Origin of the sequence: Pseudomonas rhizophila (genome assembly GCF_003033885.1) — a bacterium.
GTDB classification, from domain to species: domain Bacteria; phylum Pseudomonadota; class Gammaproteobacteria; order Pseudomonadales; family Pseudomonadaceae; genus Aquipseudomonas; species Aquipseudomonas rhizophila.
The window spans coordinates 3,632,842-3,656,296 of the sequence record NZ_CP024081.1; the positions used below are offsets into that span (position 1 = coordinate 3,632,842).

Sequence of the window (23,455 nt, forward strand, 5' to 3'; positions counted from 1 at the left end):
ATGCGTAAGGCCTACCGGTGGATACCGTGGCTGTTATTGGGACTGAGCGCCCCGGCGTTCGCGGCGATACCGCCAGCGTGGAAACAAACGGCCTATGCGTTCGACGCGCAACAGACCGAGCTTTCAAGCGTTCTTGAAGCATTTGCCCGAGAGTTTGGCGTTAACCTTGAGATGGACCCCGTTGAAGGCATCGTTGAGGGGCGTATCCGGGCGGATAGCCCGCAGGCGTTTCTTGATCGATTGGGCCAGCAGCATCAGTTCCAGTGGTTCGTCTACAACAACACCCTCTACGTCAGCGCCGCCCGTGACCAGATAACCGAGCGAATCGAGGTGTCCCCGGACGCCGTTGATGACCTCAAGGGCGCATTGACTGAACTCGGTTTGCTCGATTCACGATTTGGCTGGGGAGTCCTGCCGGATGAGGGCGTGGTGTTGGTCAGCGGACCTGCGCGGTATGTTCAGTTCATTCGCGACTACAGCAGCAATGTCGACAAACCTGAGGAAAGGCAGGACGTCGTGGTGTTGCCGTTGCGTTATGCGAACGCCGCCGATCGCACCATCAGTTACCGGGACGAACAGCTGACCGTTTCAGGGGTAGCCACGATTCTCAAGGAGTTGCTGGACAGTGGCCCGCGGGGCGGGTCAGGGAGTGTTTTCAACGGGCTGCAAGGCGCGGCGCTGGGAACTGGTACAAGCGGCGGAAGCAGTTTTGCAGGTACTCCGAGCTTGCTGAGCGGTTTGGCCGACGATCAGTTGCAGCAAACGTTGGATAGTGTGGCTACCGGCTTCGGGGCACAAAGCAAGGGGCGCTCCGCTGGCAGGTCGCGAATACGGGTCGCCGCCGACGTACGCAACAACGCGGTGCTTATCTACGACTCACCCAAGCGCAGGGCCTTGTACGAGAACCTGGTCAGGCAGCTTGATGTGCCGCGCAACCTGATCGAAATCGATGCGGTGATCTACGATATCGACCGCGACGAGTTGAACGAGTTGTCCAGCAACTGGAATGTCTGGGCCGGAGGGACCAACGTCAGAGGGTCCTTGCTTGAATCAGGCAGCTCCACGCTGTCGGCCGAAAACGCCGGACGGTTCGCCCTGGCGGTCCGTACGCTGGAAGCCAAGGGGGCGGCGACAGTGATCAGCAATCCTTCGATCCTCACTTTGGAGAACCAGCCCGCTGTCATCGATTTCAGCCGGACCGAGTTCCTCACCGCGACGGGGGAGCGTGTTGCCGATATCCAGCCGATTACTGCCGGTACCAGCCTGCAAGTGGTTCCGCGCTCGATGCAACACAATGGCAAGACGCAGGTGCAGTTGATCCTCGATATCGAAGACGGACAAGTCGAAGCATCGCTGCTTGATGACACCAAACCCAGCGTGCGTAACGGCAGTGTCAGCACTCAGGCGGTCATCGCCGAGCGGGGATCGTTGGTCGTTGGTGGTTTTCATTCTCTGCAATCGAGCGACAAGGTAAGCAAAATCCCTTGGCTCAGTGACATTCCGCTCATTGGCAAATTGCTGTTCACGTCCAGTAGCCGCAGCACCAACAAGATAGAGCGCTTGTTCATTCTTACGCCTCGGTTGGTGGGCAACCAGGTTGACCCGGCCCGGTATGTAGAAACCGGTAACCCGGAAGATATCGATTCCGCCGCCCGGCGAATCGACGGTCGCCATGGCGATGGGCAACCCACTCGCGTTGATATTCAGCGCGCGTTCACTCAGTTGTTGAGTGATGTGCAACCGACTGGCTTTACCCCGAGTAACGAGCCTTTATTCATGCCGGCCACTTTATGCGCGACGCAACAGGGCCTGGTCATCGACGCCGATCGCAGCCAGTGGTATGGGCGCAACGCCTGGAGTATTGGCGTGGTGGTCGCGCGCAATACTGGTGATAAACCGCTGCGTATTGATGAAAGCAGTTGTGGCGGGCGCTGGGTGCTGGGTGTCAGTGCATGGCCTCGCGCTTGGTTGCAGCCTGGGGAACAAAGCGAAGTCTATGTCGCGGTGCGTAATCCCCAGTCGCTCAAGAGCAACGTGACCCTTCGCGACTCATTACTCAAGGAGGCAACCCGATGACCAAGATGAACTGGGCTGCGTTCGGCCTTCTGTGTGTGATGCTCTCCGGTTGCTCGACGACCTCGGGCGGCTGTTCGGGACAGTCTTGCGACCGTCCCGACTCCAATAATCGGGAGCTGGTGATCTGGTGGCCAGCGGACATGCGTACTGGCCTGGAAAATCCGCAGGACACCGCGGACTATACTGTCGTGCCACTGCGGGATTGAGCACCATGATACAAGTCTCGGGGAAAGCGGAGTTCTACGAACGGGTGGCTGCTGGGCAAACAGCGGTATGGCCGGTAGCAGCGGGTGTTTCTTTCGTGAGTCGGCATGAGCACCATGATTGGGGTATAGCGTTGCACATCGACAGTCGCGCGCTGCAGCCCCAGCAATTGCGTGAGGCGCTGGAACGGCGCTTCACGCAATCCTACCTGTTCCCTGACTATTTTCTGTTTCTCGATGCCCACCGCGATTTCGTCGTCTGGCATGCGGTGCCGTCATCCTCCCATGGTCGCGCGGTGCTCGATAATATCTGCCAACATCAGTTGCTGTTGGCAGGTTTGAGCCCCTTGGACTGACCTGCGATCAAATGCGCCAGTAATGTTTACTGGCGCATTTTCCCTTCCTTTTGCAATCCCTGAACTGTTGGCCGCGCTGCGTTACGTTGCGGCTCAAGCTGGTTGTTGCCCGGCAGCAGCCGTCGCCGCTTGTTTGTCAACAGCCTTGCGCACACTCGCGTGGGATTGGAACGTTTGATTGACCGTGCGATAGGCCAAGCCCATCGCCGCTGCGGTCCCCATATTCCCGAGAAAGCCGGAGAGGGCGGGCGGAACCTTGTCACGCAATGCTTCGCCGGTGGCCATATTGATTGCGCCAGCCAGACTGGCCCAGGCGACTCGGGCGGGGGATTGGTCCAAGACCCGGCCATAATCCTTGAGCGGCAGGTTCGGCTTCAACTCTTGGTTGGTGCCCACCTGACGCGTGTCGAAATGCCGCTGCAGATGGTTGTCGAGGGTCGCGACAACGGTGTTGAATGCCGCGCGCGTGCCGGCGAGGGACTGAATGGAAGAGGCCAGTGCTTCGCCCAATAGCGGTTGCTGATCCGGCCCGAGCAGTGCCGGACTCGTCAACGTCTGGCCCGGTGGCAAGACTTGTTCACTGATGGAGTCGAGCATGAAACCCATGCTCAAGGTCATGGCGCCGTAGGCCCAGCCGAGCGTCGGCATATTATCCTCGTCGACCCCGTAGGTCTTGGTGTTGTCCTGGGGGGCGGTCATGCTGAAGGTGGCCTGCATGGTTTCGCGAGAAAGGGCATAAATCACGTCGCGTAGCTGAGTGGCCAAAACCCTCGCACTCAGCGCACCGTCACCACGCGCGGCGCCCATGGCGCCCATGCCCAGATAAAGCGCTTCAGCGACGATCTGGTTGCGTGTGATGTTGCGCGAATCGCGCTTCATCTGCAGGCGCAGCGTGTCTTGCTTATCGGGCGTCAGAGCGTTCCATTTCGCTTCGCTAAGGGCGAAGTGTCCACGTACCGCATCGCTGGAGTCGGCGGCGAGACGATCCAGGCGCGGTTGGCGTACGTAGAGCTGGGTGGCAATGGTCGTCAGTGAGACAGCGGCCTGCAAAGTCAGCATTGCCCCCGGGCTTTTTTTCGCCAGCCCCTCGTTGAGCGCACTGTAGGCATGCATGAACGCCAACTCGCGAAGATAGGTAGGCGCTCCGCAGTTGACCATCTGTTGAACCGTATGGCCCGCAGCGGCAAGCGTTGTGCGGCAGGAAGGCAAATTAGCCGCGCTGTCGCTCAACGCGAGCTTTGCTCCGCGCTCGACCTTGTTGCCCAGGGCCACGCCGTGTTCCTTGGCGCTTTCCCAGAGCGCGCCCGTGGCTCTGCCGGCCGGCGCCAGATAGTCGCGATGGAAGGCCTGGCTCAGTCCTGTCACATGTGCGCGGGCGCGCGAAGTGAAGCCAGGCAAGTGAGCGGGTGCCTCGCCGCGCTCCACAGCATTAATATCAGCGGTGGGATGTCGATGCCGCAGCTCGATTTGCGGTTCTGGCAGGATACGTCCCAGGTTAGGTGTTATCGGGTCCATGCAATATTCCTTGCTGGGCGAATGGCCGAGGTGTGCATGAAGCTCTCGGCCAGTTGACCGAAATCCAGCAGCCATTCGGCAAATGCCTGACCGTCCAGCCCCGTGCTGTTCCAGCGCGCCTGTAAGGCGCTGCCGTGTGGCGCGAGGACCACGGCAGATTGGGTCAGCATCATCAGGTGCAGGTTGGCCAGTAGCGCGCGTTCGCGTTGCGTCGCCGTGTTCAGCGAAGTCGGCAGCAGCGTACTGATCAGCAGATGTTGGCGATCACTGTCAGCGATCACTTCATAGGCACGCCCGTTGGCCTGAATCACGCCGACGGTCAATATCTGCTCGAAGGGCGGGGCGGCGATGTCCAAGTGCTGCAGCGCAGCGATCAGTAATGGACGATGCCATTCCCGATTCATCGCTGCCTGCGCCTGTTGCTCCGCGTGCTCAACTTGCCTCGGTGCCGTGGTGACCGGTCGAGGTGCGCCGCTTTGGTTGCCTTGAAGTGCGGTGGCGCCCGCCACGAGGCTCTCGGCGACGGACAAGAGATGGCTCAGTTCATCGGCAAGCATTTCACGCTGATGTTGCGGCTGCGAGATAAGGCGCAGTACGAGCACGGCGTCACCGCTGTCGTTCAGGCTCACGCTGCTACTGCTCATTGCCGATATGGCGCAATTGGACCGCAGCAGCAGCTCGCTCCAAACCTCAACCGGCAAACCGTTGGGGCGTGGCAGAAGACCCAGCACCACCCACTGCTGCACAGGCGACGTTTGCCAGAGCGACAATTGCAAGGTCAGCCCCGGCAACGACAGTTGGGCGCTACGGGAGAACGCTCGCGCCTGCACAGAGGGAATGCCGAGCCGCTCTGCGGCCTCCAACAACCATGTGTTCGTTTGCTCTGAGAGCGGGATTGATCCCGGAGATTGGGAGCGCGAGCTCGACGAATGCATGGGGAAAACTTCCAGAAGTTTTTACCGCCATTAAAGCGCGCAGGTATTAAAGTTTTATGACTGGGATGATGGATCAGTGGGTTTCCAGCTGGATGATTTCTTCTGTGACTTCATCAAGCTGGCGAATGACTTGGTAGATATGGGCGACCTCCAGCAAGGTTTCGCGCGGTATATGGCGACCTGTGCGAACGATGTACAACGCGCGCGCCAGCCAGACACATTGGACCACCGGGATCTTGGCGTTCTGGGCGCGCTTGATCAGCGCCAGAGCATCATCGTCTTGTCCTTTGCAATGAATCAGCGGCAAAGGCGTCTGGCCTGGTCGGTAGTACAGTGCCACGGCGTAGTGGGTCGGGTTGACCAACAACAAGTCGGCGTCCTCCACCGGTCGGGGGGCGGTGCTGGGTTCGGAGTTGAGCAGTTCGTGCGCCAGCTGACGACGATGGCCTTTGACGTGCGGATCGCCTTCGGACTGCTTGTATTCCTGCTTGATGTCTTCGTGGCTCATGCGCAGTTTCTTGGCGTGAAAGTATTTTTGCAGGGCAAAGTCGACCATGCCGATCACCAGCAGCAGGCCCAAAGTGTTGCGCAAGATGCTCTGAAACACCTCCAGCAACGAGCGCCAGTAGGTGACGAGATCGGTGTCGGCCAACAGCACCAGCTTGCCCAGGATGGGCATGATCGAGACATACAGAATGACCGCAATGGCCAGCGCTTTGAGGACGCTCAGCAGCAGGTTCATCAGATTCTGTTTAGAGAACATCTGCTTGATCTGGCCGATTGGATTGAGCTTGCCGAGATCGACCTTCAGGGCCTTGGGCGCAAAGAGGAAGCCGATCTGCATCCAGGTGCCGGCCAGACGTATCAGAATCGCCACGCCGACGCTGGCGACGATGAAGGAAACAAGTGTCCACAGCGCTGTGCCGCTGAGCTCAATGGCAGTACTGGCGAAGGGGTCGTTCAGTCGTCGCAAGGGTAATTCGGTGAGGTGCTGCAGGCGTGTCATGCTTTCCTCGGCCATGCCCAGACAGACTTCGCTGACCACCATCAGCACCAGCAGTTTGGCCAGGTCCTGGCTCTGCCCAACCTGGCCTTTTTCCCTCGCGTCGCGTTCTTTCTTCGGCGTCGCCTTTTCGGTTTTTTCGCTCACGGGACTTTTACCAACAGGTTCAGCAGAAATTTCAAATCGAACCAGCGATCGAGTTCGGCGTTGCCCAGATCCAGGAGTGTGGGCAGATACACCAGCAGAAACAGCAATCCGATGACGCTCTTGGCCGGCATCGCCAGAATCGAAACATTCAGTTGCTGGGCATAAAGACCGACGATGGCGAAAGCGGCCTCAATCAGCAGCAACAGGCCTATGAACGGCGCCGCGTAAAGCAATGCGTGCTGCATGGTCCTGTTCAGCTCGCCAAGCAGTATGTCCAGCCCCTCTACCGTCATGTTCGGCATCCAAGCGGTGGGCGGCCAAATGATGTAGCTGTCCCAGATGACCTGGGTAATCAGCGAGAGGCCGCCGGACAGGATGACTAGCATGATCAGCACTTCCTGCAGCAACTCGCCCAGTGGCGTCGCGTCGGGCCCCAGGGAAGGGTTGATCTGGCCGCCGCTGAGAGCGCCGCGCTGGCTGTCGAGCAAGGCGCCTACCGTTGCGAACATCCAGAACGGCATATACAGCAGCAACCCCAACAGCACGCCCAGGACCATTTCCTTGAGCAACAAACCGCCGATCATCAGCCAGTTCTCATGTTGCCCAGACAACACCCGACCGATGCTCGGCGCTGGAACCATCGCAACCGCGCAGGTCACGGCGTAACGCAGCGGCCCCTTGAGGTATTTGAAGCAAAACGCTGGCACCAGCATCATGCACGGCAGAATCCTGGCCATGGCTAAAGCGATACCGAGCATCAGTTCGAACAAATACTCGGCATTGAATGGCATCAAACGGCGCCTCCGGTGCGCGCGATCAGGTCGAACGCCATGTTGATGAACAGGATCAATTCAACGCCGATCCAGCGGCCGGTCGCCGCCAGGGTCACGCCCACGGCGACCAGTTTGATACCAAAGGGCAGGGTCTGGTCCTGGATCTGCATCAAGGCTTGCACGAGAGACGTCAACACGCCTACCAGCACCGCGACCAGCAGCGGTGGTGCGGTAAGAATCACCACCAGGTACATGCCCTGTTTGAACAACTCCAGCGCTTCCACGGCAGCCTCACAGATAGGAATAGAACAGACTGTCGAGTAACCGCGTCCAGCCCTGGACAAGGACGAACAGCAGCAATTTGAGCGGCAGCGAAATGGTCATCGGCGAGACCATTTGCATGCCAAGCGCAAGCAGCAGGTTGGACACGATCAGATCAATGACGATGAACGGAATGTAAATCAGAAAACCGATCTCGAACCCGGCCTGCAGCTCCGACAATACGAAGGCTGGAATCGCCAGCAGCAGATCCTTGCTGCTGGCTTTTTCGGCCAGTTCCGCAGGCCACATACGGTGGGTGTTGTCGACCAGATGCGCCAGGACGTCCGGATCGGTGTTACGGCTCATGAAGTTTTGCAGCGGGGCGATGACCGTGTTCACGCTGGCTTGAAGTTGTTCGGTAGTGCCTATCTGCAAAGGATTTTCAGCCACCCGTTGCTGGATTTCATAAGCCACCGGAGCCATCACGAACATCGTCGCCGCCAGGGCAATGCCATACAACGCCATATTGGGCGGAACCTGTTGCACGCCGATGGCATTGCGCGTTATCAGCAACACCATGGAGATTTTCAGAAATGCGGTGCAGACAATCAAAAACAACGGGATCAGCGAGAGCGCACCCAGAAACAGCGCGAGCATGATCGGGTTCATGCCATCCAGAATCATTGATCAAATACCAAGCGAGTGATTTGCATGCCCAAGCGTCCATCCACGTCTACCAGCTCACCGTAGGCGACCACCCGCTCTTCATGGCACAACGTCGCTGCGCCCGGCGCCATGCCCGTGACATCCACCACGGAACCGGCCGCCAGGCGGCCGAGCGCTTCGAGGCTCAGCTTCACTTCGCCGCACCGTACGGTCAACGCCAGGGTCACACCGGCCAAGGGCGATGGCGGCTGCGGCGCAGCGTCTTGCGGGAGGGCGTCGTCTGGCTGCGCCGGATCGAGCCGTTCCTGCTGGTCGTCGTTCGCTTCCCGGGCCGCCAAGTCATCGTTACTGTCGAACTCGTACAACGGTTCTTCATCCTGCAGTTCATTGCTCATGAATGGAGCCTTCTTCGTGAATCAGCCTGAGCTGTAAGTGATCATTCCGGTCTTCGCTACAAACCGCCCACCGCTGGTTGCCCAGTTGCAGGTTTCCCCGACCTTGAACGTCGAAGACCGCCTCGGCAGGCAACAACACATCGCCTGGACGTAATGAACGCAGCTGATTGACCAGCAAATCCATGCGCCCAACGATGACCGGATGAGCCAGGACCCAACGCTCAGGCACGGTTTGCTCGATAAATCGCCACGGTGCGTCATTCAGTATCTGCAGCAGCGATTCGGCGCCGAGGCTTAGCGTTCCGTAGGTTTTCTCGACATTGCGCTCAATGAGCACGCGACAATCCCAGCGGTCATCCAGTACCGGTTCCTCGGCGAGTGGCGCCAACGGTGCGAGCAGGTCGGACAGCATCGGCGCCATCTTTTGATTGATCAGCTGCCAATACCACGCTTGTGGCGGCTGGACGGTGAGAACGGGAACTTCACCGCACAGACTCAGCAGCGCATCGGCGTTCGATAACAGCAGGGGGCCGTGTCGGCTGGACAAGCCTATCCAGCGCTCATCGGCAATGGCGCCGCAGGGTGTCAGCGGACCGAGCGTCATGCGTATCTTTTCAGCTCCGCTGGTGAACTCCAGGAAACGGCCGCGCCCCAAGGTCAGGGAGGCCATTGCGGCCGTGCTCGACAGGCGTCGCAGGCTGAGTTTTTTCATGCAGGCCCCGTCGGCTGTAATCTCAGCTCGACGTCATGGTCCAGCGCCTCGGCGAACGCTTGCTGGCAGGCGCCATGGTGCTTGGTCAATCGCTCCAGGACGTCTGCGCGTTCCAGACCAAGCTCGATGTCCCAATGGCTGTCTCGTTTCTGGGCACGAATCTGGACCTTGCCCAGATTGGGCATGAGCAGGGTGGCGCTGAAAGGACGATTGCCCTGTTGCGGCAACTGCAGCGCCAGTTCATCAATCAACTGTGTCGGTATGCCGTCGAGCGGCGCGAACATCGAGAACGTGCTCGCACCATTGCCCGAGCTGCCCTGGTCGTCCGAGTAGGCGGGCGGCGGTGGCACAAGCATCTGCATGAACAACATCGCGTCGGCGTCCAGCGGCCTGGCGCCGTCGTTGGCAGACCTGACCTCGGCCGGACGGTTGCGCTGGACCTCGGTGCCTTTGCTCGACGGCGCCGAGGATGCCGCAGCAGTGGGTTTTGCTGTAGGCGCGGCAGGTGCCTGTGGAGTAGGGCGTTGGGGTGGCGTGTGCTTGATGGGGCTAGTCATGTCTCACTTATTCCTCACTGAGTGTCTCGCTCATGCAGGCAAGTTTTTCCACCGCGCGTTGCCGTGCCTTGACGTCCAGCTGTGCTTGTTGCAACGACTGTTCCTGCGCTTCGATGTGCAAGCGCAACTGGCTGACGTCCTGGCGGATCTGGGCGAGGCGATCAAGCATGCGTCGCTCCTTTTCGTGCCAGCGGTCGATATCAGCCAGTTCCAGAGTGGTTTGCAGGTGGGTATCGGCTAACGATCGCCGCTGGCGCTTCTGATTGGTACGTTCCTGGTTCATTGAGCTTTCGCTGACCAGCAGTTGCTCGCGCAACCTCGCCACCTCTCGTGCAAGGCGCGCACGGGCACGTTCGGCACTGGCCTGGCGGTGCTGACGCAAAGGGCCGAGCAGGCCGATGACGCGCTCCAGCGCCTGGCGCTCCGGGTCCGTATCGAGATCTTCGTCCAAGGTCAGTCCACCAGTTGCGAGGTAATGTGATTGAGTTGGGCGAGTGTTTCTTCAAGCGCTACCGGCCCGCGCAGGTCCTGGCGAAGGAAGCGGTTGATGCTGTCGTTCAGTTGTACCGCCAGATCAGTGACCGGGTCGGCGCCGGCCTGGTATTCACCCAGGCGCAGGAGCATTTCCACCTGCTTGTAGGCCGCCATCAACTGGCGCAGACGATTATTGGCCTGGACATGCTCGCGGCTGGTGACGTTGCCCAGGATCCGGCTGATGCTCGCGGACACGTCAATGGCCGGATAGTGTCCACGCTCGGCCAACTTGCGCGACAGCACAATGTGCCCGTCGAGCAACGACCTGACTTCGTCGGCGACAGGGTCGTTCATCGAGTCGGCCTCGATCAGCACGGTGTAGATGGCGGTGATAGAGCCGTTCTCGCTCATGCCGGCGCGCTCGACCAGTTGCGGCAGCAGGGTGTAGACCGAGGGGGGCAGGCCGCCGCGTCCGATCGGTTCCCCGGCGGCGATGCCGATTTCGCGTTGAGCACGGGCAAAACGGGTGAGCGAGTCAATCAGCAAGAGCACTTTCATGCCGCGCTGACGGTAGGCTTCGGCGATAGCGGTAGCGGTGAAAGCGGCGCGCGCACGCTCCATGCTGGAGCGATCCGAGGTGGCACAGATCAGGACCGAACGTTGGCGTAGTTCATCATCCAGTTCATGGTCGAGGAACTCGCGTAGTTCGCGTCCCCGTTCGCCGATCAGGCCGAAAACGATGACGTCGCAATCCATATTCCTGGCCATCTCCGCCAGCAGCGTGGTCTTGCCGCAGCCCGCTCCGGCGAACAATCCGACACGCTGCCCTTCGCCCAATAGGATGGCGCTGTCGATGGCGCGAATACCGGTGGGCAGCGGGTTGCTGATGCGTGGTTTTTGCATCGGCGGGAGGGCATCGGCAATCACCGCCGTGGTGCTGCGACAGTCATGGACATCGGCAAAAGCGCCGAGGCCGTCGCCCAGCAACGGTCGACCAAAACCATCGAGCACGCTCCCGAGCAACTGATCATCCACCCCTATGCGATGAGCTATTCCAAGTGGTTGGATACGGGCCCCGACTTGAATGCCGGCAGGGGTGCCCAGGGCGCTGAGCAGCGTGCATTGGTCGGTAAAGCCGACGATCTCCGCCAGCATTGAGCTGCCGTCCGCCTTGCTGACCTCGCAAAGATCGCCAATCTTGGCCGCAGGCACCTGGCACTCGAGCAGGATCCCGCTCACCGCCGAAACCTTGCCGCTGATCCGCACCGCCGAACAACTGGTCAGCCGCGCGCGCTGTTGTCGAGCCCATTGTTCAAGCGCATCGGTCACCAGCTCACCTCGATATGCTGGTCACCATCGAAGATGATTTTGTGCTCTTCTATCCGCGTCAGACGCAGCCCCTGCACCACATCGCCAACATAAATTTGCAGGCCGTCGGCGGTCACCAGGTGAGCGTTGTTGCCAGCGATAATTTGCACCAGGGTGAACGGCAAGCTGGTCCCGACGATGCCGACTTGATCGACTATCGGGACCGTGGTGGGGTAGCGCTCTTTGAAACTCTTGAGCATTCGCTGATAGACCTCCAGCGCTTCCTCCTTGAGGTTGCCTTTGAGCACCAACCCTTCGTCAAGCTCCTCGACGGTGACCTCCGTGAGCAGGCGTTCTGCCAATTGAGTGGTCAGGAGCCGGCGGACCTGTTCGCGATTTTTCAGATGTGTGCTGCCGGAGGATGAGGAAGGCCCGGTAGCAGGGGAAGGTTGCGCCGGGCTTTGAGGCGCCTTGGCGGCGGTAACCTTGACGGCGCTCGGCGGGGCTTCGGACTGGCTAAGGCCCCAGGCGCCACCGACCAGGCCTACGACCACGCCTGCGATCACCGCCGATACCAGCTTCAAGGATGGCACGCCTGGCATCGATTTACGCGTGGGAGACGCTGACGACTGAGGCGGCTGGCCGTTGGCATCCGCAGGCGTGACCAGAGCCGGTACGTCAGGCCAGGGCTCTTCGGCGGATGCCAGGCACAGCCAGACGTTTGCGATGGCGAACGGTTGGTTCGGCGTCAATGTCATAGCGTTTGACGCACGCCCTTCGTCGTCGTTGATCGGCATCTGTTCGGCAGCCAGGTTCCAGCCTTCCTCGGTTCTGCTCAACCGACAGTGGAGCGAGGCGATGCCCGGGTCGTACAGCGCCAGATCATGGTCGTCGTTGGCGCCGATCACCCATTGGTCACCGACCAACGGCAATGCCGCGCCCTGGTGCAGCCCATTCAATACACGTAGTTCAAACATCGCGAAGGCACTCGACATCAAGCCGCATAGTCGTCTTCCAAGGGCAGGAATTCATTTTCCAGGTCGAAACGGCCGAGGACCTTCACCTCGGAGGCATTGGTGATCTCGGCAAAGGAGAGCACCGGAACGTGATGGAACTCGTCCTGCAATAACGTCCGTAGCGGAGCGCGCAGATCCTGGGCGACCAACATCACCGCGCGTTCTGACGAGCGCTGCGGGAAAGCCATGCGCAATTGTTGAACCAGCATCAGGCTGGATTCGCTGTTCAGGGCAAAGAACGTCTCGGTTTGCGTCTGACGCAGGCTGTCACGCAGGATGCCTTCGCTCTCAGGGGTGAATAGCCAGACGAGTAACCCCTCCTGGCTGCAATACTGGTTGTAGATCAGCGACTTGAGGGCGATACGTACATAATCGGTGAGGGCCAGGACATCGCGCTCATGTTGCCCATGTTCGATCAAGGTTTCGGCGATCACCCGGATACCGCGCAGCGGCACGCATTCGGAAGCCAACCGCTGCAGCACCTGAGAAAAACGCGCGAGAGGCATGACGCGCTGCAGCTCCTGCGCCAGTTCCGGTTGTTCTGTTTCCAGCCAACCGAGGATCGCTTTGGTTTCCTGCAGCCCGATGAATTGCGGCCCGCAAATCTGTAGCGCGCGCTCCATGCGTTCGATAATCAGCGTACTGGGGCTGATGGGCTGCGTATTACTGTTGTTCAACAGCTCCGCATCGGTGGGTACCCAGATCCATTGGCTTTCCTGCCGTTCCGAACTGCCTTTGCTGTATTGCTGGTCGTTCTCAATGGCCTGTGAGGAGCCATCGATAGCCACCAAGGTCTCGCTGAACGTGGCCCTGAGTACGGGGACCTCATACACCGTAAAGCGGAATTCATCCGGCTCCAGATGCGCCTGGTATTCGATGATGAACGAGGGCAGCGTCAGCCCGAAGTTCACCACTAGGCGATTGCGCCGTTGACGAATTTCGCTGACCAGGGCTTCGATCCGCTCAAGACTCTGGCTGGGATGAAATTGCAGGACAAACTGGCGGCTGGGCAGGAACATTCGCAGGTCTTCCTGTCCGTTATTTTCCGGGGTTGTTGGGGCCGCTTGATCTTGATTGCCCTTGGGCTTGGCGCGATTGATCTGCAACAGGCCGCCGCCACAACAGATGATGGCGATCGTGACGAACACCATGGTCGGCATCCCGGGCATGGCGGCGAAGCCGAGCATCGCCGCCGAGGCGATGATCCAGGCCTTGGGCTGGCTGGTGATCTGTTCGGCAATTTCACGGCCGATATTGGCCGGCCCGGCGGCATCTTCGTTCGGCACGCGAGTGATGATCATGCCGGCCGTCACGGAGATCAGCAGCGCGGGGATCTGTGCAATGAGGCCGTCGCCGATGGTCAGTACCGAATACAGCTGCACTGCATCGCCGGCAGTCATGCCGTGTTGTATGACTCCTATGGTGATACCGCCAATCATGTTGATCGCGACGATGATCAGGCTGGCGATTGCGTCGCCGTTGACGAACTTCATTGCTCCGTCCATTGCGCCAAACAGCTGGCTCTCCTTGCCAAGCTCCGAGCGCCTGCGCTTGGCCTCGTGGACGCTGATGAGGTTGGCACGTAAGTCGCTGTCGATCGACATCTGTTTGCCGGGCATGGCGTCAAGCGTGAAGCGTGCGCCTACCTCGGCCACCCGTTCCGACCCCTTGGTGATGACCATGAAATTGACCACCGTCAAAATCATGAAAATCACCATGCCGACCGCCAGGTTGCCGCCCACCACGAATTGTCCGAACGCTTCCACGATGTGGCCGGCGTCCTGGTCCAGCAGAATCAGGCGTGTCGTGGCAATCGACAGCGCCAGGCGAAACATGGTTGTGATCAGCAGCACCGAAGGGAACGTCGAGAAGGCGAGTGGGCGGGGCAACTGCATGGCCAACATGATCAGCAGACAGGAGATGCAGATGTTCACCGCGATCAGAATGTCTACCAGCCAGGTGGGTATCGGGGTAATCATCATGAACACAATGGCCAGCACGATAAACGCACCGACGACTTCTGAGCGGCGCATCGCCGCGAGTGCCAAACGGTTTAGCAGGTCGATAATCAGATTCATCAGGCCGGGTTCCCCTTGAGCTGGTTTTGCTCTTGCTGAGTGAGTTCGGCCATCAGCAACAACAGGTTCCCCAAAGCATTCTGCCGGGACTTGAGGTCTTGCCACAGCAAGATAGGCAGCTGTTGGAGCATCGGGCGCAGGCCGTTGAGAAACGACAACTGATGCTTGAGTTGCGCGCCGCCGATAAATTGCGTGAGTTGCAAGGTTTCCTGCAGGTTCATGCCCTTGCCCGAGAGTACGAGCAGGTGTTTGAGAAACGTCGGTGCGCTGACCTGCAGTTGCGGGTTCTTGTCACGCATGCGCCCGAGCAGGTGTTCGCAGCTTTTAAGCAGCGTCGATACATGCTTGGCGGTATTCACGCCATGCATCAAGGTGCGTAATTGCTGGCGAGGACTCGATGGATTGACTGAGGCAAGGTCGTCGGCAATGGCACGACGCAGGTCGCGCAAGGTCGGCTCGAACTGCGCTTCGCCATCCTCCTGACCCAGTAGCGTGTCGATGAGGCTGGATATGGTGGGCTGGCCTACGACGCCGTTGTAATACAATTCCCGCAGATTCTTGCGTCGCTGCGAGTCCAGCCCCGATCTGGAAAAGGCCCGGGCAGTATTGATACCCGCGCGGGCTCTGTTGCCATGGCGCTGCCGGAGTGCGCTGGCGTGATCCGACAGCACCTGGTGCTCATCCCGGGCACCTTCGTGATGCGCTTGTTTCATGGCTGCTTGCAGCATGACGTGCGCTTTGGCCGGGTCCCCGCCAGCGAAGGCGAGCACCCGGCCAAGCAGCGACTCATCAGAGCGTTGACGTTTCAGGGTCTGGCGCAGGGTACGCACTGCTTCATCCAGCCTTTTGTCATTACTGCCCATCAGCATCTGATAAAGCTCACCGAGCTTCATCGCCTTTGATTGCAAGACGGTACCGCCGATGACCAGCTCACGCTGGCTGAGCTCTTTGCTTTGTTGGATCAATGCCGAGGTGAATCGCGCCACCTGGTGCGGCGTGGTGCCCTGATCTTTTGCGATGTGCGACGCCGTCTTCGTAGCGGATAACGCTGGGCGGGCGCTTGCCGGATTGACCGAATGAATCGCGACTGGGGTGAAACCGGGGATTTTCATGGGACGGCATCGATGCAAAGAGTCATGCGCAATGAGTGGCGCAAACCCACCATCGGGTTCCTGAACTCAGAGCTTTCGCGCGGGCGTGCATAAATGCGCGACGACTTCGATCGGTTTATGCAAAAGATTGCACGAACAGAAAAAAACTTAAAAAAATCTTCATGAATAACAGTGCCTTAGATCGCGCAAACGGTTGGCACGCATATCGCTCTTACAGCCGGACTTACCGCCAAATGGTTATTGTCCATGTGTGTAATCAACTCGATCACTTATCCGGCTCCGGCTTCTCTCCTTCGTCAGCTCGACCGCAGGATGGTGCAGAAGGTGCGGTTGTTTATCAGGGCAAAGGTCGCGAACCCTGATGATGCGGAGGATCTGCTCCAGGCAACCTTCCTCGAAGCGCTACGTAACGAGCACAAGTTTCGGCACGACTCGCTGCTGCTGACCTGGCTCTGCGGCATTGCCTTCAACCTCATTCGCAGTCATTTCAGGCGCCTCTACAACCAGCCGTTTCATGACGACCTGCAAGAGTGCGGTGTATTGGAAATGGCCGACAGTCGCGATGTTGTGTCCGAGGTCAGTGGCTTGCGTCAGCTGGTGCGAGTCTTTCGTGCGATGGAAACCTTGCCGCCGAATATGGAGGAGGTGATTCGGGTCGCGATGGAAATGGAAGGTAATTACCTGGAGACCGCCGCTCGGCTGGATATACCGGTTGGCACGGTGCGTTCGCGTTTGTCGCGGGCCCGCGAGCAACTCAAGCGGCGAGTCTCCAGCGAGTACTGAGCCCAAGCGAATCTGCGCCACGGCGACAAGAACAGGGAACCTCTTTCGCCTCTGGCTCCACGCATTATTTAGATCCCATCTTCAAGGAGTGCCCGGTATGCGAATTTGCATCGCTTACAGCCAAGGGCCTGATGACAATTCGAAGGCCGGACAAGTTATTGCACGGATTGCGAACTGGACATTCGAGACATCATCGGTAAGCGCCGGGAATGTGCAGGCGAACCTGGCTTCCAGCCGAACATTACTGGTATTCAGGCCAACCAGCATTGAGCTGGTATTGCAGGAAACGACCAGAGCGCTCGTCGAAAAATCACCTTCAGCCAAACGTCAGTTTGATCGACTGATGAGGCGATTATTCGATACCGGCGCTGTTTCGCAGCCCACACATCAAACCGCTTTGCCTGAGCACTACGCCTTCGAACCGATCGCCACCATGTCAGCGAACCTGGAGCATTGATTTTGAGCCTGTCTATCTCTCCCATTCGTAGCTCCACCCCCGACACGCTCCTTGCGCCTGAAAACCACAATGAGCGGTTTAGACGGCACGCCGGTTCAAATCCCGAAGTGGCTGGCGATATGTTCGCGGCTCGCCCCGAGCGGCCGATCAATTTCGGCCCGCCGCCGGAGGTGCCTAACGGGCCTGTGCCTGCACAGAAGAGTGATACCGAGCAAACTGAGCTGATGATGCAACTGATGGAAGTCATCATGAAGGCCATCATGCAGTGGCTCCACGCCTTGATGAATCAACAGGAAGGGGGCGGGGGAGGTGGGATTGCCCAACCGGGGCATCACCCCCACAACACGTTGATGGCGCAACCGGGCGGTTCTGCTGCGCCTGGCGGTGGAGTCAACAATGCCCAGGCCGGTGGCGTGGCAGGCAGTCCGGCCTTGAGCGGTCAGGGTGGGTTGCACTTGCCCGCGCAATTGGAGCCGTATCGCCAGGATATCGTGGATGCCTCCAATGCTACGGGTGTTCCAGGCAACGTGATAGCAGGGCAGATCTGGGCGGAGTCCAGAGGCAACCTGAATTCCAGCAGCACCAATGTCAACGGCAAGACCGACGCTGGCTTGATGCAAGTCAACGCCGACACGTTCGCTCAATTGAAGAGGGACAATCCGGCGCTGCTTGGCAATGCCGACGTCAACAACCCCCGGGACAACATCATGGCGGGTGCCCTCTATTTGCGCGATCAGACCAATGCTTTCGGTGGCGACATCAGCGCAGGACTGCGCGCCTATAACTCCGGCCCCGACAAGGTGAATCGCAACGATTTGGCGGATACCGGAGGGGTAGGGGATCCCGGTTATCCGGCCAACGTATTGAAGTTCGCCGAGATCATTGGAAGCGGCAGAGGTCAACTGCCTGGCTGATAGACACGTCGCGTTTGCGCAGAACATAAACCCGCATGTAAGGAGTAGCACCTCATGGGTATCAATAGAGCCGAATCGCCCGTGTCACTGCGCACACTAGAGAGCCGTCATGTTGACGATGCGCGATCAACGCACCTGGAGCGAACAGGGGACGTATCGTCTGTTGATGGAGACAACTCTCCAGAGCTGATCGCGCTGAAGGACAAACTTGACGGCCTGTTCGAACCCCATCGGACGGCTGAGAACCATGAGGCCATCAATGCCTTGATTCATGATCGGGCCGTTGAATTGAAGGAAATGGGAGAGACGCCGGAGACGGTCGAAGCGTTGCTCGACAAAGCGGCGCGCATGGATCGTGTAACGGCTCCGGTGCAAGGTGGGGTGGCTTCCGTACCCTTTGCGGCGGCCTCGGTTGTTTTGGACAAGGCGCCCAAGTTGACGGCTCATGTTGCCGATAATCCAGCCTTGACCGGCTTTGTGGCGGGCGCTTTTTCCGGTGCGGTGGATGCAGTAGGCGGTGGTCTGCTGGCGAGAGCCACGCACGACACTTATTGGCTAAAGCCGCCGCCGGAAACCCTGGAGCCGGTGATGCAACAAGCGCTGACCAGCAAAAAGGAGGAAACCAGGGTGAGTAACGCTGGGGAATGTGCGCTGTCCTGGCAGACTTTCAGTGCTCGCAATGCTGTGCGCTTGGTGGTAGCGGGTGCCATGAATGCCACAGTCGGACCGAAGGCTGCCTCGGCGGTTGATACGGCTATCACCTCAGCGGGAAGTTTGGCTGCCGGCGCAGGTTATGCCCATCTTATGAATAAAAACGACTTGCAGGCCCATCGTGCCGGGCCCGCCTATCTTTTAGGTCGTACCGACTGGAAGACTCAATATCAAGCGCTGAAAGAAAGTACACCACTGAGCCCGTTGGCAAACGGCGCCAAACGTATGGCCAAGCTTCCCCTGAGCTTGTTGACCGATGTGACACCGGCTTTGAGTGGCGCGGTATCCTTTTCAAGTCTGGTCTCCAACGCAGGCGTACTGGGTGGCGGTTTCGCTTTGACATCGCTGGCTCGCGATGCGGCCAAAGACCTGGCAACCCAGAAAGGTCTGGGGCCAGGAGAGGTCGCTGTGGTAGACCACACGGTTAACCTCGCCATGTCGGCACTTACTTTTGGTTCTTATGGGGTGGCCAGTGTTGCAACCGAGCCCCTCAGCGATGCGGCCGTAAAAGTATTGCAAGAGGATGTTCCCGCCAAAGCGCAGGAAGTTGCTGATGCAACTCTCGAGACCGGCAAGGCGCTGGCGCGAGACGCTGTCACTACGGCGAGAGAAATAACGGACCGCGTGTTGGAGCATCGCAGACTCAGAGAGGGTCGCGGTGCGACGGAGAACCCCGTCTGATTCACGCGTCTCGGATGATGTCGGTAGGCGTAGTCAGGTGCTGCTGATTGGATAAACACTGAGGCTACCAACTATAAGAATACAAAAAACGGGATGAGCAAGTGGCGTCATGCGCCTTATTCAAGGGCGGCAGAGAAATCGAATTGAATGAGGAACCTTTAAACTAATAGGCACCACTCATTTAGTGCGATGTCATCGCGAAGACTACGTTTCATCACTCATTAATAAAGGGGTGGCATATGAAAAAAGCAACTTTTAAAGCTGTTGGTTCGGTTAAAACCTACCTGGTATTGGCTATCTCGGCTGCTGGGTTCGCTTCTCAAACCGTAATGGCAGGTGGTATTAGTCCAGGCTGGTAAATATCCAGTTTCTAGTGCTATGAGTATGCGCTTGGCATTCATGCCAAGCGCTTTTTTTTTGCCGCAGCAAAATGGCGGGGCATTTTTAAAGCTGTAAATATCTGGCTAAATGCAAGGCGTCAGGGTGATAGGCACCATCCTGTATTTTTAGCCTCAGATGCCCATTATGCGATCCTATCTACCTATCAAGCCCAGCGTTGAAGCTTATTCAGTCTGGCCATAAGCTCATCCTGCTCTGAGGCACGCAGCGAGGCAACTGCTCGGGTCGCGGAAGATAACGGGTTGATCATAGGAATTGAAGGTGTGTAGTTCGTTGCATATAAGCTTTCCATTGCGCTTATATGCTGCTTGAGCGCGGCACTTCGATCTTCCTCGGGTAGATGTTGCAACCCATGCAGGTTCATATTTCTCAAGGTCCAGGCCATCTGGTCTTTTGTTGTCCTCATTCCCATGGGCTGGGCCGATGTGACGACTTCACGCAACTTGCTTGATGCAGCCAAGCCTGTAGTGGCCAAGACCGGCGCGCGTGTGAAGTTCAACAACGACGCCATTGCGCCCGCCAGTTTCATGCTTTGCCGGGGTGAGGTATCAATTAATGATAGAGTCTGCTCGATCGTTTTTTTCAAATGCTCAACGTCTCGAGTACCCTCGCTTAACTCTGAAAGTTGGCGTTGCAAATAGGTTGCCAGGTGGCGACTCAGTTCTTGATGATCTGCAGAGTGGAGGGGTGAGGCTAATAACCTTAAGGCATCGTCTATTGCCTGGGGGGCAGCGCGTCCATGACCAGCATTGAACTGGCGGACCAATTTCTGCAATTGGTTATGCTCCCGGCCGGCGTTGGGTAAGGTCTGGTGATAAGCACGCGCTGTCCTGGCGAGCGCAGCCTTGTCTTTTGCGGGCAAATGACCGGCCACCTCCAAAAGGATATCTTGCGGAACATTGCTCAAAGGGCTGGGCCCGAGTGAGTGGTCTGCAGATGAATGATTAAACTGAATACCCGTCAAGAGTGACTCGCGTGGATGGTTCGCAGGGGCATCCTGTCGTGCCGGCGCTGTTTGCCTTCCGGTAGGTTGCACATCGTGTGGACGGGCGGCTGGGCCGGCGGCAGGAGCCTCTGGCGGTAATGGATCGATCGAGGTGGCGTCGCTATGATATTTGCGCACGCCGGAAATACAGTTGCCCATTGTGATTACTCCCTGTGTATCAAATCCAATGAGTGGTTCCAGATTCTCTGCGAGTTCCCAAACCCGATCACAGCTACAGCAACTGTTATGTAAGGACAGGGACCGCGGGAATTTCGCAGAATGTAACGATGAAGGGAACTCACCGCAAACAAGTAGCCACTCACAGCCACGTGATTCGCCTGAACCCAGGCGTTATCTTTAATGTTGTTACTTTTACCGTTGGTTACATTGCGCCTCTACCACCGGGAAAAATCTCAACCTGATTCATATTTGATTTTTAATAGGTTCAATGAGAGGAAAGCAAATGTCAGCTCGAATTCCAGGCGGGGTATATTTCCCACCGGTGAGGCATATCGACGCTCATACTGAAACCCATGTGAATCAGCAGGAAGCTAGTTCGAGGGAGCCTCACGACGCTGCCTCACCGCCGTCCAGGCGCTTTGAGCGCGGCCGTATCAGTCCTTTTCCTGTGGGAGAGTCCAGCGTTCCAGCCTCCCGATCGCACGGGCCCTTTGAGCAGGGGCGTATTGAGCCTTTTCTCGTAGGAGAGTCCAGCGTTCCAGCCTCCCGGTCGCACGGGCCCTTTGAGCAGGGGCGTATTGAGCCTTTTCTCGTAGGAGAGTCCAGCGTTCCAGCCTCCCGGTCGCACGGGCCCTTTGAGCGTGGCCGTATCGATCCTTTTCCTGTAGGAGAACCCAGCGTTCCAGCCACACGGCCGCTCAGTCGCTTTGTGCCAGGCCGCATCAATCCTTTTCATGTGGGAGAGTCCCAAAGTCTAGCCTCAAGTTCGGCAAATACTCCGCAGGGGGAACGCATCATTCGGCCGCCACTTCGACATGAGCAACACCAGGCTCTTCCTTTATCGGCTCTTGAACTGTCTGCAAATTTCGCCAGAGAAGGAGGGCGCGGTCATGACAGTGAAGAGACACAGCCTTACACCTCGCTACCCGTAGCACTTCAGCAATCCGCTGATGCAGCGCGCGCGAGGCGTCATCGACCGAATTTTTCTGAGATAAGAGATTCTGGCCAAGGCACACCCACTCAGCCCTCTTTACAGGGCCATGGAACCGTACCTCCACCACGTTATTCCACGTTATTCGTCGGGAATCCGGACGAACTCCCCCCTCCGGACGAACTCCCCCCTTACACCATCACCGAGGAATAGACGTCTAAACAGTAAGCGGCATGCCCGTGGTGATGTGATTGTTGTGCGCTACACGGACGACAGCGGGTTGGGTTTCAGGGAAAAAGCTGAGCACTGATAACTCTGCCAACACGTGGCCCAGCCTTGCCGCTCGGTAGGACTCCTATACCTCTTCTGATGCCTAAGATGAGACCCGCTTGGGCGTTGGACTGTGGTGGGGGTAGTCCGCGGTCTAGGTAGCGACGCGCATAACCATGGGCTCGGTGACGAGCCAGATGGCGTCGATGCGGATCACTCGGACAGCTCACGGACAAAGCAGGGCCCCGTATCTTCAGTCAAAGGGGGGCCGCCAAAGGCGAGTAACTCCGTGCATACAATCTGTTACCGAGCACTTTGAGGACGGCGTTGCGCATCGGAGTCGGCCACGCCCGCATTTTATCCCGGGCTGCACATTGCTTTTGCGTCCATTCCACGCGATGTCTGCGTTTGGCGGTGTAAGTCGCGAGTGCGTCATCTGGGCTCCCTGCTGCGGCTATAGACTCTGCCAATACCAGCGCATCCTCAAGAGCCATGCCCGCGTTCTGCGCCATACTCGGTGAGGCTGCGTGAGCCGCATCGCCAATGAGCACAACACGTCCCTTTACCCAATCGTCCATGACGACTTGTTCTATTTTGCTGAAATGCACCAGCGTGCCTTCCGGTATCTGCGTAATGAGCGGCAAAATAGGACCGGAAAAATCTTTGAACAGTGCTGGCAGCGATGCTTGCGCGGTTGTGCTCTGAATGTCCTGGAAGGCGAGCGCGGTATCGGCGTATACATAGATGTCATTGGCGTTTACGGGAATTGCGAGCAGAGCTTTGCGATGACCCAGCATCGCCGTCCAGCTATCAATGGCTGTGGTGTTACGCGTTATGAAGCGCCAGCTGACATTACCGACGTAGGTCGGATTGATCGCCGGGAACAGCATGCCGCGTACCGATGAACCAATACCATCAGCACCGATGACAATGTCATAAGTGGAGGATGAACCATCGGAAAAGCTCACCTGGCATGTCGTGGCTGATAGCTTGATCGTTTCTACCGCCAATCCAAAACGTAGCTGAGTCCGAGACAAGGATTGACGCAGAATGCCGTGCAACCCAGCGCGAGGAAGTGAGAGGCAGGGCCCGCATGATCCCCACACGTCTTGGGTCTGTGTCACAGATAGCTGCCTGCCGTTTTTGTCGAGGATGCTTTGGGTGCGGATGACGGCGGCGGCACTTTGAACACGGTCGAGCAGGCCCAGTTGTTTGAGCGCGCGGCCAGCGTTTCCCGGCAGAAACAGTCCTGAGTCACCAGAGGCCTCGTCAGGGCGGCGTTCCACCAAATCTGCCTGGTAGCCTTTGAGTTCAAGCGCTCTGGCCATGGAAAAACCGGCGATTCCGCCACCGACAATCAAAATTCTCATCCACAAGCCCTCAGTCATATCAAGTCTTTGTAACAACAGCCAAAGTTGGCAATTTATTCCGGCGGTGTAATGCAACTATCAGGCAGGGCTGCTTCTCCAGCTTGCCTATGGATGGAACTGCGCCCATTTCGAAGGGCTGCACACATTAGTCGAATCGATGAGTGGCTCCACCGCTACGAAGAGTTCC

The 23,455-nt window shown here is 58.2% G+C and carries 23 protein-coding genes; 7 read left to right on the forward strand and 16 right to left on the reverse strand.

The genetic code is table 11. The annotated features are described in order from the left end of the window. The 3 genes from sctC to CRX69_RS16905 are packed head-to-tail and all read left to right on the forward strand — an operon-like array spanning position 1 to position 2,635. Entirely contained in the window at positions 1 to 2,076 is a 2,076-nt protein-coding gene (sctC, locus tag CRX69_RS16895; protein WP_107322393.1) for a type III secretion system outer membrane ring subunit SctC, read from the forward strand. After that, positions 2,073 to 2,282 (forward strand): HrpT family type III secretion system protein, encoded by a 210-nt coding sequence (hrpT, locus tag CRX69_RS16900; RefSeq protein WP_177513910.1) that lies wholly within the window; start codon positions 2,073 to 2,075, stop codon positions 2,280 to 2,282. The genes sctC and hrpT overlap by 4 nt, the downstream gene beginning before the upstream one ends. 5 nt (positions 2,283 to 2,287) lie before the next feature. After that, positions 2,288 to 2,635, forward strand: coding sequence for a type III secretion protein HrpV (locus tag CRX69_RS16905; RefSeq protein WP_107322394.1), 348 nt, complete (start codon positions 2,288 to 2,290; stop codon positions 2,633 to 2,635). A 93-nt stretch (positions 2,636 to 2,728) separates the two neighbouring features. On the opposite strand, the gene CRX69_RS16910 is transcribed toward CRX69_RS16905, so the two are convergent. The 14 genes from CRX69_RS16910 to sctW form a co-directional block, all read right to left on the reverse strand. Then, positions 2,729 to 4,150, reverse strand: coding sequence for a hypothetical protein (locus CRX69_RS16910; RefSeq protein WP_177513911.1), 1,422 nt, complete (start codon positions 4,148 to 4,150; stop codon positions 2,729 to 2,731). Continuing rightward, positions 4,138 to 5,016 carry a CesT family type III secretion system chaperone gene (locus tag CRX69_RS16915; RefSeq protein WP_107322395.1) on the reverse strand — a complete coding sequence of 293 codons (879 nt, stop codon included), beginning with the start codon at positions 5,014 to 5,016 and terminating at the stop codon, positions 4,138 to 4,140. The genes CRX69_RS16910 and CRX69_RS16915 overlap by 13 nt, the downstream gene beginning before the upstream one ends. 142 nt (positions 5,017 to 5,158) lie before the next feature. After that, positions 5,159 to 6,235, reverse strand: a complete 1,077-nt coding sequence (gene sctU / locus CRX69_RS16920; RefSeq protein ID WP_107322396.1) for a type III secretion system export apparatus subunit SctU — start codon at positions 6,233 to 6,235, stop codon at positions 5,159 to 5,161. After that, positions 6,232 to 7,026, reverse strand: coding sequence for a type III secretion system export apparatus subunit SctT (sctT, locus tag CRX69_RS16925; RefSeq protein WP_107322397.1), 795 nt, complete (start codon positions 7,024 to 7,026; stop codon positions 6,232 to 6,234). Before sctT ends, sctU begins: the two co-directional genes overlap by 4 nt. Then, positions 7,026 to 7,292 carry a type III secretion system export apparatus subunit SctS gene (sctS, locus tag CRX69_RS16930; RefSeq protein WP_107322398.1) on the reverse strand — a complete coding sequence of 89 codons (267 nt, stop codon included), beginning with the start codon at positions 7,290 to 7,292 and terminating at the stop codon, positions 7,026 to 7,028. Before sctS ends, sctT begins: the two co-directional genes overlap by 1 nt. Positions 7,293 to 7,299: 7 nt before the next feature. After that, on the reverse strand, positions 7,300 to 7,953 hold the full coding sequence (gene sctR, locus CRX69_RS16935) for a type III secretion system export apparatus subunit SctR (protein WP_107322399.1): 654 nt from the start codon (positions 7,951 to 7,953) through the stop codon (positions 7,300 to 7,302). Continuing rightward, positions 7,950 to 8,330, reverse strand: coding sequence for a FliM/FliN family flagellar motor switch protein (locus tag CRX69_RS16940; RefSeq protein WP_107322400.1), 381 nt, complete (start codon positions 8,328 to 8,330; stop codon positions 7,950 to 7,952). The genes sctR and CRX69_RS16940 overlap by 4 nt, the downstream gene beginning before the upstream one ends. After that, the gene (locus tag CRX69_RS16945) at positions 8,320 to 9,000 is read right to left on the reverse strand and encodes a type III secretion system protein (RefSeq protein WP_157952133.1); all 681 of its coding nucleotides are present in this window, start codon (positions 8,998 to 9,000) and stop codon (positions 8,320 to 8,322) included. Before CRX69_RS16945 ends, CRX69_RS16940 begins: the two co-directional genes overlap by 11 nt. A 38-nt stretch (positions 9,001 to 9,038) precedes the next feature. Beyond that, a complete protein-coding gene (locus CRX69_RS16950; protein ID WP_107322402.1) occupies positions 9,039 to 9,599 on the reverse strand; it encodes a type III secretion system HrpP C-terminal domain-containing protein in 561 nt (186 codons plus the stop codon). A gap of 7 nt (positions 9,600 to 9,606) precedes the next feature. Beyond that, positions 9,607 to 10,050, reverse strand: a complete 444-nt coding sequence (locus CRX69_RS16955; protein ID WP_107322403.1) for a type III secretion protein — start codon at positions 10,048 to 10,050, stop codon at positions 9,607 to 9,609. 2 nt (positions 10,051 to 10,052) lie between these two features. Continuing rightward, complete coding sequence (locus tag CRX69_RS16960) at positions 10,053 to 11,402, reverse strand: FliI/YscN family ATPase (protein WP_107322404.1); 1,350 nt, start codon at positions 11,400 to 11,402, stop codon at positions 10,053 to 10,055. After that, complete coding sequence (locus CRX69_RS16965; RefSeq protein ID WP_107323269.1) at positions 11,399 to 12,358, reverse strand: FHA domain-containing protein; 960 nt, start codon at positions 12,356 to 12,358, stop codon at positions 11,399 to 11,401. The genes CRX69_RS16960 and CRX69_RS16965 overlap by 4 nt, the downstream gene beginning before the upstream one ends. 17 nt (positions 12,359 to 12,375) lie before the next feature. After that, positions 12,376 to 14,475, reverse strand: a complete 2,100-nt coding sequence (gene sctV / locus CRX69_RS16970) for a type III secretion system export apparatus subunit SctV (RefSeq protein WP_107322405.1) — start codon at positions 14,473 to 14,475, stop codon at positions 12,376 to 12,378. After that, the gene (gene sctW / locus CRX69_RS16975) at positions 14,475 to 15,587 is read right to left on the reverse strand and encodes a type III secretion system gatekeeper subunit SctW (protein WP_107322406.1); all 1,113 of its coding nucleotides are present in this window, start codon (positions 15,585 to 15,587) and stop codon (positions 14,475 to 14,477) included. Before sctW ends, sctV begins: the two co-directional genes overlap by 1 nt. A 246-nt stretch (positions 15,588 to 15,833) precedes the next feature. Between sctW and CRX69_RS16980 the strand changes: the two genes are divergently transcribed. From CRX69_RS16980 to CRX69_RS16995, 4 genes are all read left to right on the forward strand, one after another. Then, positions 15,834 to 16,370 carry an RNA polymerase sigma factor gene (locus tag CRX69_RS16980; RefSeq protein WP_025213859.1) on the forward strand — a complete coding sequence of 179 codons (537 nt, stop codon included), beginning with the start codon at positions 15,834 to 15,836 and terminating at the stop codon, positions 16,368 to 16,370. A gap of 97 nt (positions 16,371 to 16,467) precedes the next feature. Continuing rightward, positions 16,468 to 16,827: a hypothetical protein gene (locus CRX69_RS16985; RefSeq protein ID WP_107322407.1), complete on the forward strand. Its 360-nt coding sequence runs from the start codon at positions 16,468 to 16,470 to the stop codon at positions 16,825 to 16,827. A 119-nt stretch (positions 16,828 to 16,946) separates the two neighbouring features. Then, the gene (locus tag CRX69_RS16990) at positions 16,947 to 17,741 is read left to right on the forward strand and encodes a lytic transglycosylase domain-containing protein (protein ID WP_107322408.1); all 795 of its coding nucleotides are present in this window, start codon (positions 16,947 to 16,949) and stop codon (positions 17,739 to 17,741) included. A 54-nt stretch (positions 17,742 to 17,795) separates the two neighbouring features. Beyond that, entirely contained in the window at positions 17,796 to 19,133 is a 1,338-nt protein-coding gene (locus CRX69_RS16995) for a hypothetical protein (RefSeq protein ID WP_107322409.1), read from the forward strand. Between the two features lie 544 nt (positions 19,134 to 19,677). On the opposite strand, the gene CRX69_RS17000 is transcribed toward CRX69_RS16995, so the two are convergent. Together CRX69_RS17000 and CRX69_RS17005 are read right to left on the reverse strand one after the other, a co-directional pair. Then, positions 19,678 to 20,676, reverse strand: coding sequence for an F-box protein (locus tag CRX69_RS17000; protein ID WP_157952134.1), 999 nt, complete (start codon positions 20,674 to 20,676; stop codon positions 19,678 to 19,680). A 1,479-nt stretch (positions 20,677 to 22,155) separates the two neighbouring features. Then, positions 22,156 to 23,286: an FAD-dependent monooxygenase gene (locus CRX69_RS17005; RefSeq protein ID WP_240539540.1), complete on the reverse strand. Its 1,131-nt coding sequence runs from the start codon at positions 23,284 to 23,286 to the stop codon at positions 22,156 to 22,158. Between the last annotated feature and the right edge of the window lie 169 nt (positions 23,287 to 23,455).